Genomic DNA, 16,688 nt, shown 5'->3' on the forward strand with positions numbered 1-16,688 from the left:
ACTTATAAAATATTCCGTGCAACGTATTTCATAAGTAATCATTTTCACAATTTATATATTTCAAGTTATAATTAATATAAAATATTTACAATGACTTTATATCAAAGGAAAATAATTTCACACTATTTAATATGACGTCACGCGTATATCGTTTTTAGATTTCTTTATTTGTCACAATATACTCTATTGGCTTCAATAATTTTAATTTCATCTTTTGTTATGTCTTCATTTAAGATATACTGAATTGTACTTAAATAATGAATTTTAGGAGGAACCGTTCTATGCTAAATAAGGTTTGGTTTAGAACAGGTATTGCACTATTAATCCTGTTTTTACTAATCAAATTAGTAATGGAAGTCCATAGTGTGTTCACGCCATTTATTATTATTTTACAATCGGTGTTGTTACCACTCTTATTAAGTAGCTTCTTATTCTATATTTGCTTACCTTTTCAAAAAATACTTGAAAAAAATAAAATCCCTCGTTGGGGAAGTATCACTTTAATTTTCATTGGCTTAATTATCATCATTGGTGTTGTCATTGGTTATATAGGACCACTGATTGCCGAGCAAATTGAAAATTTAATTAATCAAATTCCAGCATTACAGCACGAAGTTCAACACATCATTAACTTTTCATTAGACCAAATGGAAAGACTACCTAATGATGTCACAGATAGAATTAATAAAATGGTTCAATCTATGAGTGATAGTACTGCAAATGTTTTATCTAACTCATTAAGTTACTTGACTTCATTTATTTCAACTTTATTCTTACTCATCATGGTGCCATTCTTCTTGATCTATATGTTAAAAGATCACGAACGTTTTATTCCATTTATCGCTAAATTATTTAAAGGCGAAAGAAAAGTATTTATTGTTGATTTATTAAAAGACTTAAATGACACTTTAAAATCTTATATTCAAGGTCAAGTGACAGTAAGTATTATCTTAGGTATCATTTTATATATAGGCTATTCTATTGTAGGTTTAAATTACACATTATTACTTGTTATATTTGCATGTGTTGCCAATATGATACCGTTCTTAGGTCCTTGGATGGCATTTGCACCAGCAGGTATTATTGGTATTATTCAAAGTCCTACAATTTTCATTTGGGTATGTATCATTACACTAATCGCTCAACAATTAGAAGGTAATGTCATCACACCAAACGTTATGGGTAAATCATTAAATATTCACCCACTAACGATTATTGTTGTTATTCTTGCTGCTGGTAATTTAGGTGGTTTCGTACTCATCCTAGTAGCCGTTCCATTATATGCAGTCATTAAAACAATTGTTCGAAATGTATTCCATTATCGAGAAAAGATTATGGAAAAAGCGAATAGTGATGTAAAAGAATAATCATCAAAAAATAAGTGGGAAGATGAACTCATGGTTATATAAAATGCGCTCATCTTCCTTTTTTGAAAATAAAGTTTGAGACCGAGACAATAATCTATGTCTCGGTCTTATTTATATAAAAATACGCATGACCATCGTTGAATTGTAACGATGGTCATGCGTATTTTGTGTTTCTTTATTTAACGATATGGTAACCACTATCTACATGGATATTTTCACCCGTTACACCACTTGAAAAATCACTTAACAAGTATGCCGCTGTCTTACCTACTTCTTCTTGATCAATGTTACGTTTTAGAGGCGCACGTTCTGCAATCTCTTTTAAGATAGTGTTAAAGCCGCCAACACCTTTCCCACTTAATGTACGGATAGGACCAGCTGATATCGCATTAACACGAATGTTATCTTCACCTAAGTCTAAAGCTAAATAACGTACATTTGCTTCTAAACTTGCTTTAGCAACACCCATCACATTGTAGTTTTGTACTGCAAATTCTCCGCCTAGATATGTTGTAGCTACAATGCTACCACCTTCAGGCATTAATTTTTTTGCTTCACGCGCTACAAGTGTTAATGAATAAGAACTAATATCTTGCGCTAATAAGAAACCATCACGTGATGTATCACTAAAGCGACCACGTAAATCTTCCATATTTGCAAAAGCAATTGAGTGGTATACGCCATCAATATGTCCGATATCTTCACCAATTTTAGCAAAACCATTAATGACATCTTCATCTTGTTGAACATCAATTTGATACATATAATGTTCTGATTGGTTTAATTGTTCAACTAATTTTTCTAATTCATTTTTACTGCGATCCTTACGGTATGTAAATACTAATTTTGCACCAAGTTGGTCCAATACTTTAGCTACACCAAAACCGATACTACGTTTGTTCGCAATACCCATAATGACGAATGTTTTATTCTCTAAATTTAACATGAATATAACTCCTTTATTTAAATTTCCATTTTTAATTGGTTCGAGTAGTTATGAAGCTACGAACGATCACTTTGCTCTATGCCAATATAAGCATTCCCTATTATAACATTGGTTTGATTGAATAAACAATTTATTTTACTATACTCATAAATTTAATACGTTTTCACTTCCAAATTTGTCAGTATAACGCGCTTTCGTACAAAAAAAAACATAAAAATAAAGCAAACGACATTGCATACCATGCAATGTCCTTCGCTCTATTTTTCACTAACTTAATAATAGAATTCTAATTCGCGTTTTAATTCGTCTACATATTCTTTTGAACCAGTAACGATTACTCTATCTCTGTAACGTAATTGTGTATCACCATGTGGCACGATAGATTCATTATTTCTAATAATTCGTACAAAGATAATATCTCCACCAAATGGGAAATTACGTAATTGGATTTGATCATATTGATGATTTAACATCGCAATTTCATATAATGATGTTTCAACATTACTTAAAAGATTAAGCATATTTGGTGTTTCAATGAGACCTTTTAACAAAATTTTGTTACTCATATAACTACTGAAGATTTCAATACCCGCTTTTTGTAACGTTTCATCTGACGAACTAGACTCCAATCGACAGATAACACGTTTCACACCATGCGCCTTAGCCATCAATGCTACTTTACGGTTAATTTCATCATCATTTGTAGAACATACTACGATATTTCTTTCGAATAGTCCTAGACGTTCTAACAACTCTTCTTCGTAATCCGAAATTTCAATCATTGAAATGGCATCAGACAATTTACGTTTATCACTTAAATCATTTCTATAATAAAGCGATACTTGATAAAGTTGTGATGATAAATTTTGGGCAATTGGAATCGTTAATTGATTTTTCCCAATCAAACTAACTTCAATTTGTCTAGTGGCCTCATCAGGCATAGGAAACATTTTTTTAAATACAATAGGTACAAATACACATGTAATCACTGCACTTAATATCAAAATACCTGAAATTTCTGGTGAAATTGTACCTAATTGTTCTGCTATTTTTGCAGAAGCAATAACTAACGATAAAGTTGATGTTAGTAAAAATGCGGAAGAAATCGTTGTTTTCATATCAAACCATTTTCGTATGTAAAACAATGGAATTAATTTAGAAATTAAAAATGCTAAAATTAAAAATGGAATAATTAATAATAATGCTGGTTCTTTAATGAGTTGTGGAATATTCAAATCTACGCCGACCATTATGAAAAAGATTGGAATAAAAAAGCCATAGCCAAAAGAGTCTAGCTTTTCAACCATATCTTCATCTGGACCAAGTAATGAGACAACCACACCTGCTAAAAATGCACCTAAAATATTTTCTGCCCCTACCCCTTCAGCTAAAGCAACTAACAAAATAATCAGGGCAAATACTGCACGTATACCGATTTGAGTCGTACCATCCATTAATTTCTGTAAAAATTGTGCTTTTTTGAAAATGCCGCCTAACAAATAAAAAATAATGGTAAAGACGACTAAACTACCAATTAGCCATAACGATGTATTACCCGAAGCATGTAATGTACCATAAGCTGTTAATAGAATCATTGTAACTAAGTCTGCAAGTACAGCTACTAATAAGATAAACTGACCTATCGTCGTACGCATAATATTCATTTCTTTAAGTGTCGGCACGACTACACCTAATGAGATCGTAGAAATAATAATAACCATTAGTAAGACATCATCAATAAGTCCAAACCACTTAAACATATATGCGAAAATAATAGAAATAATCATAATAAACATGAAAACAACAACTGCTAATTGTAAATGGCCAGGTTCTTGTTTCTTCAATTTTTGTTCTTTATTCGCTGAACTTTTATCTCTTTTAAAAGCTTTAAAATCTATTTCCAAACCACTTAAGAACATCAAGAAAATAAATCCTAAAGTTGATAATATATTGAGCATTGCATCTCGTTCTACTAAATTTAAAAATGAGTGCCCAATGACAATGCCCATTAAAATTTCAGCTACCACTATAGGTAAAAATGTGATTCTGAGTCGATTGACTAATATTGGTGTAAAAAATGCCGCTAACACTACGACAACAAGCGATAAAAATTCCATATAACCCCCTTAAGTTAAATAAGACATAAATGATGTAGCTAATCCAAAATAAATTAGCATACTGACAATATCATTGATTGTTGTGATAAATGGTCCGCTAGCAACCGCTGGATCAATTTTCAATTTATTCATTACTAAGGGAATCATGGATCCCACTAAAGTACCTACCGTCATTGCAATCGTCAAACTTCCACCAACAATGATAGCTAGTATTGCTTGTCCGTACAGCACCATTATAATAATAAATAGTAACAAAGCACATACAAGACCACTTAAAAATCCACTACCCGCTTCTCTTAAAGCGACTTTAAATTTACTTTGTTCATATATTTCACCAGTAGAAATATTACGTACGGATACGGCGAGTGATTGTGTCCCAGAGTTCCCGGACATCCCGCTGATAATAGGAATAAATGCTGCTAATAATGCTACTTTTGATAAAGTATCTTCAAATGAACCTAATATTGTTGCTGTAATCATCCCTAAAAATGTTAAAATAATTAACCATGGCAATCTCTTTTTAGCTGTCGTAAACACTGAATCATTTGTTGCATCTACGTCTGATACACCAGCCAAACGAGAGTAGTCTTCACTTGCTTCTTCGTCCATAACATCCAAGATATCATCGATTGTTATAATACCTAGCAAATGATCTTGATAATCGACAACTGGCATTGCAATAAAATCATAGTCTCTCATCTTTTGAGCTACATCTTCTTGGTCATCTGCAGCATTTGCACTAATGACACGTTCACTCATTATGTCTTCTATGTATGCATCATTTTCAGCAATAATTAAATCTCTAAGAGAGAGTACCCCAGCCAATTGTTTGTTATCATTAACTGCAAAAATAACATAAATTGTCTCAGCGTCTGGCGCTTGTTCTTTGACATGCATGAGCGCTTCTTTTACTGGCATGGTTGCCTTTAAAGAAATATATTCAGTTGTCATAATACCGCCGGCAGTATCTTCATCATAATGTAATAATGCTTTTATTTCTTTTGCATCTTCTCTATTCATTAACGTGAGGAGACTAACTATTTTTTGCTTAGATAGCTGGTTCATAATGTCAACTGCATTATCGTAAGACATTTCTTCTAGTACCTTGCTTGCATAATTAGCATTCATCGCATCAAAAAGTGATTCGTATTCATCTTCATCAATTTCTAATTGTTCAAAGAAATCCGCTACTTCTTCTGGCGATAGTACTTCATACATACGTTGGCGTATATCTTCATTGCTATCCTCAAAGTATTCACTTTGTTCATATGTATGCATGGATAAGAATTCATCTCTAAATTCATCTATATGATTATTTAACAACAAATTGTCTAATAATGTTTGGTCATAAACTTGTTCATCCTCTAAAACGATTGAATCTTTCTCATTAGCCATTCGTACACCTCCATGTATGTTTAAAATTATATCATATTAAATAGCGTTTCTATTGCATCATATTTATCATTAATTACAATATTTTGATTTTTTATAGGATGTATGAATGCCACCTGGGTACATCTCAATAGTTGATGATGATAGCTTTCATGCTTGCCACCATAAAGCGCATCGCCTACGATAGAATGACCGATATGCTGAAAGTGCACACGTATTTGATGTGTTCTTCCAGTTAGTAATGTTACTTCACACATACTAAATCCTTCCTTATATTCCACTCGCTTAAACCGTGTTTGCGCTGTTTTTCCAGCTGCATCGACACGACGTTGAATAATACTTTCTGGGTGTCTTGCAATGGGCGCATCTATCACGCCTTCTTTTTCAGTCTTACCATAACAGATACAAAGATATTTTTTATCTATATTAAGGTTAGACATTAAATGATGAATAAACCCATGTTTAGCCAATATAACAATTCCAGAGGTATTACGATCTAGTCGTGTCACTATATGGGGATTGATGCCAGGCTGTTTTTCATTTAAATAGCCTAATACTTGTTCTACTATACTATAATGCAAATGGTCTCTTGAAGGTGCGCAGTTCTGATACGGTGGTTTTGATACAACAATTAAATAGTCATCTTCGAATAAAATATTTAATGGTTGTTGATAAGGTTTAAGATTTGTACTTGGGATTTCTTTACCAAGGTATACTTCCAAAATATCACCAATAGCCAATTGTTTTCTAACCGTAACAGTTTGACCATTAACTACTAAAGCGCCATTATGTTTAATGGCGCTTATCGTTCGCTTAGAGAAATGATGTCGTTGTAAAAAAGAACGTAACATTTCTGAAGCAGTAATATTAAAAGTAAACTTCATTATTCATCCTCTCCACTGGAAATAAATGAATCATGAACTCTTTTCCAAAAAGGAAATGGTCTAAATCGAGCAAATCGTATCTTCTCATTGGCTACTCTATATTGTATTGCATTCACATTCTTATGTTTAATACTCACATGATCAATGGTAGTTAAAATTGTGTCCTGATTAACTGGTGTTATCAAACACGTATGATGTTTAGGTAAGACTAAGGGAGAACCTACCGTTCTAAAGACTCTATTATTAATCGATGCGATTTCTGCAATTTGCATTGCTTCTAATGAAGGATGTATCAATGCCCCACCTAACGCTTTGTTATAAGCAGTTGAACCTGATGGTGTGGATATACACAAACCATCACCTCTAAAACGCTCAAACTGGTTACCCCTTATATTTACATCCACAACAAGCGTAGACCCATTTTCCGTTTTCATAGTAGCCTCATTTAAAGCTAAATGGCGAGTTTCATAACCATTATCATTATAACGAACGATGATTTCTAATAAGGGATACTCAATGACTTGAAATTCGGAATTATTAATTTCAATAATTAACTTTTCCACTTCATGTGGTAGCCAATCAGCATAAAAACCTAAATGTCCTGTATGAATCCCAACAAATGCACAACGAGAAAGCATGTAACTATACTGGTGAAACGCTTGTAACAATGTGCCATCTCCCCCTACAGAAATGACAATCTCTGGATTATCTGGGTCTTCAACCATTTGAAAATCTTTCATATGGTTAATCATCTTATGTTTTAAAGCATTTGATTTTGAATCACCTTTAGATAATATCGTGTAACGCATCGTAACATCCCCTAGTCATTATTATGCTTTTTCGCACGCTTTTTAGAATAATATTTCTGTGCTTCTTGAATTTCTTCTTTTATTTCAGACATTTCTTCGTCTAATAAGAAAGCTGCTTCTGCCGCTCGCTCTAAACGATGTTGAATCTCAGGTGGATAGTCTCCATCATATTTATATCTCAGTGTATGTTCTATCGTTGCCCAAAAATTCATCGCTAACGTTCTGATTTGAATTTCTGCTAAAATGCTCTTTTCTCCATTAAGTGTTTCTATAGGATATTCAATAATCACATGGAATGAACGATAACCACTTTGTTTCGTATTACTAATATAATCTCTTTCTTCGACAACTTTAAAGTCTTTACGTTGTCTCAATAAATTAACCACGATATCTATATCATCAACAAATTGACACATTAAACGTAAACCAGCGATATCGTACATTTCTTCATGTAAACGATCAAATGATATTTGGCGCTTATTTGCCTTATCAATAATACTCGTCATTGGTTTCACACGGCCCGTTACAAATTCTATAGGAGAAGCATTATCTTCTACTTCATATTGTTTTCTAAGCCCTTTTAATTTAATCTTCAGTTCGTCGACTGCTTGCTTATATGGAGATAAAAACTGATCCCACTGATTCATTGTGCTTCACTCCGCTTCAATCTAATTCGAAAGTATTTTCAACAACGGACACAAACTCCTTACCATAATTTGAATTACCTTGTATGTTATCCAATATATAGTTAAATTCATTTTCGAATTGTTTTAATTCTAGTTCATCATTAATAATCAATTTCTTGCCTTTATTTTCATGTAACATAGACCAAGTTTCTTGGACAAATATTAAATAAGAATATGATTGTCCATCGTCTAAAATATATGCAAAACTATAATTATCGCTATCAACAAGCATTTGTCCTGCTTCTTGTAAGCCTTCTGTAGATTGCTCTGTATAACAATTTATACTGTCTTCTGTAACTTTAATTTCATTTACATAAATACGCATGCTTGTTCCTCCTTATTCCTCATCATTTTAACATAATTCTATCGTACATAACACGTCACAACTTACATGTTTTACCAACATATATACATAACTTTTACTTAATTCAAATTTTACAAATGCAGTTCAATTTAAAATAAGGAAAAAGTGATTTAAAATAAGTTATTATATGTAAAAAAGGAGTGTATGCATGGCTACGAATAATGAAATTGAATTTAAACAATTATTAACCCAATCACAATACCAATCCATTTATAAAACCTATTTTCAGGATGTCGGTACCTTTAGTCAAACTAACTACTATATTGATACACCACAATTTGACTTGAAGGCAAACCAGTCAGCCTTAAGAATTCGTGTGAAAGATGATTATAATGAGATGACTTTAAAAATACCTGCTGAAGTTGGTCTGATGGAATATAATTTTGAAACTCGGGTCGTGCCTGAATTAAACAAATCAATCACGACACAAATGTTGCCTGCTGAAATCATAGAACAACTTGAAAAAATGGACTTTGACTTAAATCAATTAGTTATTCTTGGCGCATTAACGACAGAACGACTCGAAAAAGAAGTTAATGGGAATTTACTTGTATTAGATAAAAGTCGCTATCTTGCTTTCGAAGATTTTGAACTAGAATTTGAAGTTGATGATTACGATGAAGGGTTCAAACAATTTAAAAATATTCTTGAACAATTTAATATGCAACATGAAATACCAGATAATAAAGTCCAAAGATTTTTTAAACGTAAATCAAATTTATCTGGCAATTAATCAAGCACAATAGCAAGAAGTCGAATTACTTCCAAATGTAAAAATTCATGTTATATTAGTAATATATTAACAGGATACGGTGATATTATGACTCAAACACCTTATGAAATCATTGGACATGACGCCTTATACAAGATGATTGATCATTTTTATTATTTAGTTAAACGCGACGATAGAATTAACCATTTGTTTCCTGGGGATTTTGAAGAAACGAGTAGAAAACAAAAGCAATTCTTGACGCAATTTTTAGGTGGTCCAAACCTTTATACACAGGAACATGGTCACCCAATGCTAAAAAAACGGCATATGGATTTCATAATCACAAATCACGAACGAGATGCGTGGCTTGAAAATATGGCACATGCAATCGCGCATGCACAATTTCCAGCTGGTGTTGGTGATTACTTATATGAACGATTACGTTTAACGGCAAATCACATGGTTAATTCCGAAAATTAATTGTAGGTGGAATAGACATGACTGAAGAATTAAGATTAATACAACCTAATAGTCGTGAAGATGCAAATCTTTCACCTGTGAGCAAGATAGAAATTTATTCCTTTTTCGATCCATTCAGTAAGGAATGCTTTAAGCTATCGGCTATCCTTTCTAAATTACGTATTGAATATAAGCAATATATTAGTATTAGACATATATTGAACCCTTCATTACGTGTTTTAACAAAATGCCAAGCTCAGAGCACCTCTGATTTAGATAATATCGCATTAGCCTATAAGGCTGCGGAACTTCAAGGACGTATTCGTGCTGAACGATTTATACATCTCGTTCAAAATGAAATTATTCCTAAGCGTGATATTATTACTGAATCAATGGTAAATAGTTGTATCAGTAACGCAGGTTTAGATTACGAAGTATTTAAAGAAGATTTAAATAGTTCTTGCTTAAAAGAAAGTTTACAAGTAGACTTGCATATTGCTCGAGAAATGGAAATTGAGGAAGCGCCCTCTCTCGTATTTTTTAATGAAGATGTTCATGAAGAAGGCTTAAAAGTGGAAGGCTTATATCCTTACCATATATACACATATATTATTAATGAGCTTATTGGTTCAACAATAGAAAAAGAATTACCACCAAGTTTAGAAGACTATATTCAACAACAACAATTGGTTACCAAAGAAGAGCTACTTACGATTTATGAATGGCCGGAAAAACTAATGAATAAAGAACTTAAAAAGCTAGCACTACAGCAAAAAATTGAAAAACTTAAATCACCAGATGGCAAATTCTGGAAAGCAAAAAATTAATCTTTTTAACACGTACGATATAGTATAAATGTATTAATTTCAAAAACATGAAGTTGGGACATACAGTCCCATGTTCAAATAAAGAGGACTAATCACTATGTAAATGGATTAGCCCTCTTTATTTATATTCATTACACCATTTAGATTGTACTTGCTACTCTAGAGATATAGACCAACCCATAGTCCTTAACTCATACAATTTCTCTGTATATCAGCACGTGAAGATTTCGTGTAGAAACGATAAATACATACAATTTAAAATGCACTTGATTTTCACGCTATTCATAAATAAGAACTTGAAATTGTCCTAATGACACTATAGTAAAAAGATTACTTAATACATTAGAAAATTATATTAATGTAAACAAAACGTGAATTCCTATATTTTGTCCTTTAATCTTACAAATATTTAGTTATTAAGCTATTCATAGTCAAACTATTTTCCTTTATTACGATGACATCTTTTTAATTGCAGAGATATTTGCACTACTTAGTATGTTCATAAAAAATGGACTAGTGCGCTTTTGCTCACCAGCCCATTTTATGATAGTGCTTTATTATGAATGGCTTACTACTTTTTTGTTTTTTGAAAATTACTTTGCAAATACCGCAAAGCGACTTTGAATATGTTCAGGGCCCATTGCCTCATCTACAATTGCTTTAGCAAAATCTGCATAACTTACATGTGTACCTATTACTTCATCATCACTCACTTTATAAGTGCCTGTTTTCTCACCATCAAATTGAAAATCTGGTGCTGGACACACAAAAGTCCATTGCACATCATCACGCTTTTTAATTTCTTCAAATGTTTTGACTTGCGCCATGCTAATAGGTTTTACTTCTTCTGGCATATCAGGAGAATCAATCAATCTTTCTGTATGTGCTTTATCTACGTATAAACTACCTGCGCCACCTATAATAATGAGTCGTTTTTGACTGTCACTAACCAAATTACTAAGATGTTCTAGCGATTGACTGTGCTCATTCAACTTATCTTTATTCATTTGTCCAAATGCATCAACAATGACATCAAAAGGTGCAATATCTTCTTTAGTCAAATCAAACAAATCTTTTTGTAAGACTTGATGCGCAACTGTTTTATTCTCACTTCTAACAATTGCTGTAACATCTAGCGATCTTTCTACCGCTTCCTTAGTAATAAGTTGACCGGCTTTCCCATTTGCTGCTACTACTGCAATTTTCATGAAAACACTTCTTTCTTGTATTTATTTTAGATACAAGTTTAGGATAACGCTTTTTCGGAATAAAGTCAATTGAATAGTTATTCATTTAAACGCATCTTGGAAATTTATTTAAAAAGAGCATAAAAAAACGCCGTGTCTGATTACACGGCGCTAAACAAAGGGGATGGGAGAAATTTTTCACTTCAAACAAAGGGGTATGTTTGTTATGTGATTAATTTCATGTTTATAATATAACACGCTAAAATAGACCTTTCAACCATTTGAATTAAATAATTTTAGTTTGTCACAAACTTGTCATATTGTAAACGAATACATTCACATTAAGCTTTCATTAGCTTTTCAAAAGCGTCTAATTTTTGTTCAAAGACTTTACAAGCTTGTTCAATTGGTTCTGGTGTTGTCATATCTACCCCAGCATTTTTCAATATTTCTATAGGATAATTTGAACTACCTTTTTTCAGAAATTCATTAATATAACGATCAACAGCAGGTTGTCCTTCAGTTAATATTTGATGACTTAAACTTTGTGCTGCACTGTATCCGGTTGCATATTGATACACATAATAGTTCATATAGAAATGAGGAATTCTAGACCATTCTTTACTAATATCTTCATCAGTTTCAACTGAATCGCCAAAGTATAATCTGTTTAATTCTGCATACTCTTCGTTCATACGATTAGCTGTTAACGGCTCACCCGCCTCTTCAATTTGGTGAATTTTATGTTCAAATTCTGCAAACATTGTTTGTCTAAATAATGTAGCACGGAAACGTTCTAACTCTTGATTTAGTAACAATAGTCTTCTTTCATCGTCTAAATGCTTATCCATATAGTCACTTAATAAAGCTTCATTACAAGTAGACGCAACTTCAGCAACAAAAATCGTATAATCACTTGAATTAGAAGGCTGATTTTGACGACTAAAATAACTATGCGCTGAATGTCCAAATTCATGCACTAAAGTATATAAATCAGAAACTGTATTCGACCAATTTAAGAGAATAAATGGGTTGGTTAAGTGCGCACCTGAAGAATAACCGCCTGAACGTTTGCCTTTGTTTTCAAACACATCAACCCAGCGATTGTTTAAGCCTTCATGTACTACTTTCATATATTCTTCACCCATTGGTTGCAACGCTTTTACCATCCAGTCTTTTGCTTCCTCATATGGCATTTCAAATTTCACATCTTTAACTAATGGTGTATAAAGATCATACATTTTCATATCATCTAAACCTAATAACTCTTTACGTAATTTGGTATAGCGATGTAACAATGGTAAGTATTCATGTACTGTTTTCACCAAATTATCATATACTGTCTCTGGTATATGGTTATTACTTAACGCCGCTGCTCTTGCCGATTCATAATGATGTGTTCTTGCATTAAATACATTCTTTTTAACTTCTCCAGCCAATGTAGCACTTAGCGTATTATTGTATGCGCCGTATGCTTTGTATAAGTTTTCGAATGCAGATTTACGTAACACGCGATCATCTGATTCTAAACATTTAATAAATGTACCTTGAGTGAGTGAATGCGTATTACCATCCTTATCGACAGCGTCTTCAAACTCTAAATCAGCGTTACTAAACATACCATATACATTATCTGGTGTTGATAATGCATCTTGCGCTTCTGTTAGTAACTTTTCTTTATCTGCAGTTAATACATGAGGACGTTTTTCATTAATTAATTTCAAATCAAATGCATATTGTTTTAAATCATCATTTTCTTCAATGAATGATTGAATTGTTTCTTCATCTATTTGTAAGATTTCAGGTACTAAGAAACTCCAACCTGAACTAAATTTTATAATTAATTGATGTGCACGTGATTCGTATCCTGTATATTTATCATTGGCAGTGTCTTGGTCTTGTTTTAAATGTGCATATACATATACTTTTTCTAATTTTGAACCTAGTTCATCTTCTAATGCTAACGCTTTATATAAAGTTTCAGCATTATCTCCTAAATGTCCTTGAAATTGTTGCTCTTGACCGAGGTTATCCTCAACCTCTTTGAAAGCTTGTTCAAAAGCTTCATCTGATTCAAATATAGTTGTTAAATCCCATGTATATTCAGGATATTTACGTTCTTGTTCTTCTCTTGTTAATTGTTGTGTCATTTTTAGTAAACCTCCTATGTTTTTCAATACTTTAATTTTCTCACGTCCGGCCTAATTTTGCACGTTATTGTATTCCATTTTACTGTAAGAATTTCTGAATTTATTTATAAGCTCATTAACTATGACATCCTTTGTATTTTCTATGTTATAAAAGTGATTAAGCATTATTTTTTCATTAAATTCGTTTAAATTTTGCGGTGTTTTAACAAGTAAATATAATAATTGCAATTGCCAATAAATAGGATGGGATTGAATGTATAATTGTTCTGGATATATGATTCCTAAATACGTACTTACCCAATTATCAGATAGACCTAAATTATACATAACGCTTAAACTTGGTTCTTTAACAGAGCGTGTACATCGACAACGATTTATATATTGCTGAATCGTATTTTTGTTTAATTTGATATCACGCGTAAAATCTTCAGTTTCAATTTGACTAAACACATAGTCAAAATCTTTAATCTCCAGTTTAAATTTATGTGCAATATAGCGATTGCCACCAATAAAATTATAAATTTGATACATATATAACTGCTTGTTACTACTGTCCCATGTGAGCAAGCGTTTAGATTTAAAATCTATAAAAGTTCTTTCGTACTTCGTTAATATTAAAATATGCCTAAGTTTATCGTAATATGGGTTTGGAATAATCCATATTAATCTATAACCAATATGTAACAAACCGTTACTACGTTTTTTCACACTAGAAATTGTGATTTTTGAAAATTGTATTTCTATGGCGATCTTTTTATCAATAATTAAATCAGGATATTGATAAATCCCAGCAATATAAGGCTCGATTTGTACATGATAACCGATACATGACAATTTCAGTGCAAGCTGATATTTAAGTGAGTAATGTGCCTGAGTTTCACCTTTACTACAAAAAATAGAAGCTACTTTTAAATGAGCAAAATGTGGTGTGATTATTTCACCTTTTTTTAAAATCATTTTATTTTTACAATGTGGACATGTATATTCGGCACCTTTAACAGCATGATTTGCAAAAACTAAATGTTTATGATGGTCATACGCTAACAACACGCTTCTTCACCTCATAATAATTACACCTTATTAATCAATAAATTACTTCTACTACTAGATAAAATATTGCCTATTTATTTAAAAACGCAATTGCTCTATAAAAAAACCAGCTAAGGGTAATGACCCATAGCTGGTTTCAACATCTTATAATGCATTTGTTATCTAACGTGCTTTTATAAATTAAATACGTTAATTTTGACTTGTATTTTATGCTTCTGTGTTTGGGAAATAACGACGTACTTGTGATGCAACATTATGACTCATGATAATTTTGGCATAGTCGTTTAAATACACTTCTGATTTATCAGTAGGATATGCGAACTCAAGTAATTGACTATAACTATCATTAATTGTTTCTTGATCTACTGTTTCATCATAATGGACAGCATAATAATATACATTGTTAAGACTATATAATAAATCTTCGAACTCATCTGTCACTTGATTATTATAGTGTGCATATTCAATAACTTCTTCTAAATCATTGAATTTAACAATCACAGTACGTGTATTTTGACGATTGCGCTCATTTTGATCTTGATTTTGCTTGTTATCTTTTTGTTGTTGACGTTGATCAAATAAATCTTCTAAACTATCATCTTGATCAAATGTTTGTGACAATAAATCATTTACCTGATAATCAAGTTGTTCATTGTCTTCATCTGACATATTAATAAGATCTTCATTTTTAGATTTAGATATCGTAACTTCAACGCCTTTTTCAAACGCATGCACTTGTATCCATAATGGGCCTTCTACTACAAAGTCTTCTTCTTCATTGATTTCTTCCATCATATTCCAAAAGAATTCTTCTCCACGTTTGCGGTTTGTCCATAAATCTTCTCGTTTAAATCCTCTAGCCTCAATATCACTATAAGTTATAAATAATTTAACAGTTGTAGCGTCAACGCGCTCTATTCTCATATCATCTCACTCCTTACAGTCGATGAATAGTAATCATATTGTATTAGAACGTAGTAAGAATTACAATTGATTTGTTTGATTAATTTTTACTAAATCCTATTTGGTCTCTAATATTAACATATACCTTTGAATTAGCCAAAAAAACAGCACTAAACTAAGAAAGTGCTGTTGCAATCATGTCATTACTTATTTACAAATAGCTAGCCACATCATAACAATAAGATGATATCACCTTATCATTTGACGTGCATACCCAATTGTTTGTTATGTTAAAAATATAACAAAACCACAAAGCAACATGCTTAAATATCGCTTTATGGCTCGTCTAGTTCATGTATTTAATGTATTAATTAGTCAACCATACGTTGTGCTTCTTGCAATTGGAACGTACGAACTTTTCTTGGTAAGAAACGTCTAATTTCGTCTTCATTATAACCAACTTGTAAACGTTTTTCGTCTAAAATAATTGGGCGACGTAATAAACCAGGATTATCTTGAATAATTGAATATAAATCTTGAAGTGGTAATGCGTCAATATCCACATTTAATTTTTGGTAAGTTTTAGAACGTGTAGATATAATTTCATCTGTACCATCTTCAGTCATTTTTAAAATTTGTTTGATTTCGTCGATTGTTAAGTGTTCTGAAAAAATGTTACGCTCCGTATACGGAATGTCATGTTCTTGTAACCATGCTTTCGCTTTACGGCAAGATGTGCAACTTGGTGAAGTAAATAATGTTACCATACATCTCACTCTCCTATTTTTCATGAATGTAAATTCATTTGATTTCAATATTTATATGATTAAGAAAT

The 16,688-nt window shown here is 32.0% G+C and carries 16 protein-coding genes; 4 read left to right on the top strand and 12 right to left on the bottom strand.

Going from position 1 to position 16,688, the window contains the following annotated elements:
• The first annotated feature begins 281 nt into the window (after positions 1 to 281).
• Positions 282 to 1,367, top strand: a complete 1,086-nt coding sequence (gene cozEa / locus M1D64_RS09445; RefSeq protein WP_037538884.1) for a lipoteichoic acid biosynthesis protein CozEa — start codon at positions 282 to 284, stop codon at positions 1,365 to 1,367.
• Between the two features lie 175 nt (positions 1,368 to 1,542).
• Here the strand turns inward: cozEa and fabI are convergent, their stop codons facing one another.
• The 7 genes from fabI to M1D64_RS09480 form a co-directional block, all read right to left on the bottom strand.
• A complete protein-coding gene (gene fabI / locus M1D64_RS09450; RefSeq protein ID WP_069821852.1) occupies positions 1,543 to 2,313 on the bottom strand; it encodes an enoyl-ACP reductase FabI in 771 nt (256 codons plus the stop codon).
• 272 nt (positions 2,314 to 2,585) lie between these two features.
• A complete protein-coding gene (locus M1D64_RS09455; RefSeq protein ID WP_011303479.1) occupies positions 2,586 to 4,430 on the bottom strand; it encodes a monovalent cation:proton antiporter family protein in 1,845 nt (614 codons plus the stop codon).
• A gap of 9 nt (positions 4,431 to 4,439) precedes the next feature.
• Entirely contained in the window at positions 4,440 to 5,825 is a 1,386-nt protein-coding gene (mgtE, locus tag M1D64_RS09460; protein ID WP_002483753.1) for a magnesium transporter, read from the bottom strand.
• A 26-nt stretch (positions 5,826 to 5,851) separates the two neighbouring features.
• The gene (locus M1D64_RS09465; RefSeq protein WP_002483754.1) at positions 5,852 to 6,706 is read right to left on the bottom strand and encodes an RluA family pseudouridine synthase; all 855 of its coding nucleotides are present in this window, start codon (positions 6,704 to 6,706) and stop codon (positions 5,852 to 5,854) included.
• A complete protein-coding gene (locus M1D64_RS09470; protein ID WP_002483755.1) occupies positions 6,706 to 7,515 on the bottom strand; it encodes an NAD kinase in 810 nt (269 codons plus the stop codon). The genes M1D64_RS09465 and M1D64_RS09470 overlap by 1 nt, the downstream gene beginning before the upstream one ends.
• Positions 7,516 to 7,526: 11 nt before the next feature.
• The gene (gene yjbM / locus M1D64_RS09475; RefSeq protein ID WP_002483756.1) at positions 7,527 to 8,162 is read right to left on the bottom strand and encodes a GTP diphosphokinase; all 636 of its coding nucleotides are present in this window, start codon (positions 8,160 to 8,162) and stop codon (positions 7,527 to 7,529) included.
• A 16-nt stretch (positions 8,163 to 8,178) separates the two neighbouring features.
• Positions 8,179 to 8,526: a UPF0738 family protein gene (locus M1D64_RS09480; RefSeq protein WP_002483757.1), complete on the bottom strand. Its 348-nt coding sequence runs from the start codon at positions 8,524 to 8,526 to the stop codon at positions 8,179 to 8,181.
• 187 nt (positions 8,527 to 8,713) lie between these two features.
• On the opposite strand from M1D64_RS09480, the gene M1D64_RS09485 reads away from it, so the two are divergent.
• The 3 genes from M1D64_RS09485 (at position 8,714) to yjbH (ending at position 10,563) form a co-directional block, all read left to right on the top strand.
• Complete coding sequence (locus M1D64_RS09485) at positions 8,714 to 9,298, top strand: CYTH domain-containing protein (RefSeq protein ID WP_069821851.1); 585 nt, start codon at positions 8,714 to 8,716, stop codon at positions 9,296 to 9,298.
• An 87-nt stretch (positions 9,299 to 9,385) separates the two neighbouring features.
• Positions 9,386 to 9,757, top strand: coding sequence for a truncated hemoglobin YjbI (locus tag M1D64_RS09490; protein ID WP_002483759.1), 372 nt, complete (start codon positions 9,386 to 9,388; stop codon positions 9,755 to 9,757).
• 17 nt (positions 9,758 to 9,774) lie between these two features.
• Positions 9,775 to 10,563 (top strand): protease adaptor protein YjbH, encoded by a 789-nt coding sequence (gene yjbH, locus M1D64_RS09495; RefSeq protein WP_011303484.1) that lies wholly within the window; start codon positions 9,775 to 9,777, stop codon positions 10,561 to 10,563.
• A gap of 593 nt (positions 10,564 to 11,156) precedes the next feature.
• On the opposite strand, the gene M1D64_RS09500 is transcribed toward yjbH, so the two are convergent.
• The 5 genes from M1D64_RS09500 to spxA form a co-directional block, all read right to left on the bottom strand.
• Positions 11,157 to 11,771, bottom strand: a complete 615-nt coding sequence (locus tag M1D64_RS09500) for an NAD(P)-dependent oxidoreductase (protein ID WP_002483761.1) — start codon at positions 11,769 to 11,771, stop codon at positions 11,157 to 11,159.
• Between the two features lie 320 nt (positions 11,772 to 12,091).
• Positions 12,092 to 13,900: an oligoendopeptidase F gene (pepF, locus tag M1D64_RS09505; RefSeq protein WP_002483762.1), complete on the bottom strand. Its 1,809-nt coding sequence runs from the start codon at positions 13,898 to 13,900 to the stop codon at positions 12,092 to 12,094.
• A 51-nt stretch (positions 13,901 to 13,951) separates the two neighbouring features.
• Positions 13,952 to 14,950 (bottom strand): competence protein CoiA, encoded by a 999-nt coding sequence (locus tag M1D64_RS09510; RefSeq protein ID WP_002483763.1) that lies wholly within the window; start codon positions 14,948 to 14,950, stop codon positions 13,952 to 13,954.
• Between the two features lie 207 nt (positions 14,951 to 15,157).
• On the bottom strand, positions 15,158 to 15,874 hold the full coding sequence (mecA, locus tag M1D64_RS09515; RefSeq protein ID WP_002483764.1) for an adaptor protein MecA: 717 nt from the start codon (positions 15,872 to 15,874) through the stop codon (positions 15,158 to 15,160).
• A 350-nt stretch (positions 15,875 to 16,224) separates the two neighbouring features.
• A complete protein-coding gene (spxA, locus tag M1D64_RS09520; protein WP_002483765.1) occupies positions 16,225 to 16,620 on the bottom strand; it encodes a transcriptional regulator SpxA in 396 nt (131 codons plus the stop codon).
• Between the last annotated feature and the right edge of the window lie 68 nt (positions 16,621 to 16,688).

This window comes from Staphylococcus sp. Z5-21, assembly GCF_056529615.1.

Bases quoted from the DNA above. Each gene is read 5' to 3' on its own strand.
- M1D64_RS09480 (WP_002483757.1), bottom strand. From the start codon at position 8,526: ATGCGTATTTATGTAAATGAAATTAAAGTTACAGAAGACAGTATAAAT.
- M1D64_RS09485 (WP_069821851.1), top strand. From the start codon at position 8,714: ATGGCTACGAATAATGAAATTGAATTTAAACAATTATTAACCCAATCA.
- M1D64_RS09500 (WP_002483761.1), bottom strand. From the start codon at position 11,771: ATGAAAATTGCAGTAGTAGCAGCAAATGGGAAAGCCGGTCAACTTATT.
- M1D64_RS09455 (WP_011303479.1), bottom strand. From the start codon at position 4,430: ATGGAATTTTTATCGCTTGTTGTCGTAGTGTTAGCGGCATTTTTTACA.
- cozEa (WP_037538884.1), top strand. From the start codon at position 282: ATGCTAAATAAGGTTTGGTTTAGAACAGGTATTGCACTATTAATCCTG.
- spxA (WP_002483765.1), bottom strand. From the start codon at position 16,620: ATGGTAACATTATTTACTTCACCAAGTTGCACATCTTGCCGTAAAGCG.
- M1D64_RS09470 (WP_002483755.1), bottom strand. From the start codon at position 7,515: ATGCGTTACACGATATTATCTAAAGGTGATTCAAAATCAAATGCTTTA.
- yjbH (WP_011303484.1), top strand. From the start codon at position 9,775: ATGACTGAAGAATTAAGATTAATACAACCTAATAGTCGTGAAGATGCA.
- mgtE (WP_002483753.1), bottom strand. From the start codon at position 5,825: ATGGCTAATGAGAAAGATTCAATCGTTTTAGAGGATGAACAAGTTTAT.
- M1D64_RS09490 (WP_002483759.1), top strand. From the start codon at position 9,386: ATGACTCAAACACCTTATGAAATCATTGGACATGACGCCTTATACAAG.
- pepF (WP_002483762.1), bottom strand. From the start codon at position 13,900: ATGACACAACAATTAACAAGAGAAGAACAAGAACGTAAATATCCTGAA.
- mecA (WP_002483764.1), bottom strand. From the start codon at position 15,874: ATGAGAATAGAGCGCGTTGACGCTACAACTGTTAAATTATTTATAACT.
- yjbM (WP_002483756.1), bottom strand. From the start codon at position 8,162: ATGAATCAGTGGGATCAGTTTTTATCTCCATATAAGCAAGCAGTCGAC.
- M1D64_RS09465 (WP_002483754.1), bottom strand. From the start codon at position 6,706: ATGAAGTTTACTTTTAATATTACTGCTTCAGAAATGTTACGTTCTTTT.
- fabI (WP_069821852.1), bottom strand. From the start codon at position 2,313: ATGTTAAATTTAGAGAATAAAACATTCGTCATTATGGGTATTGCGAAC.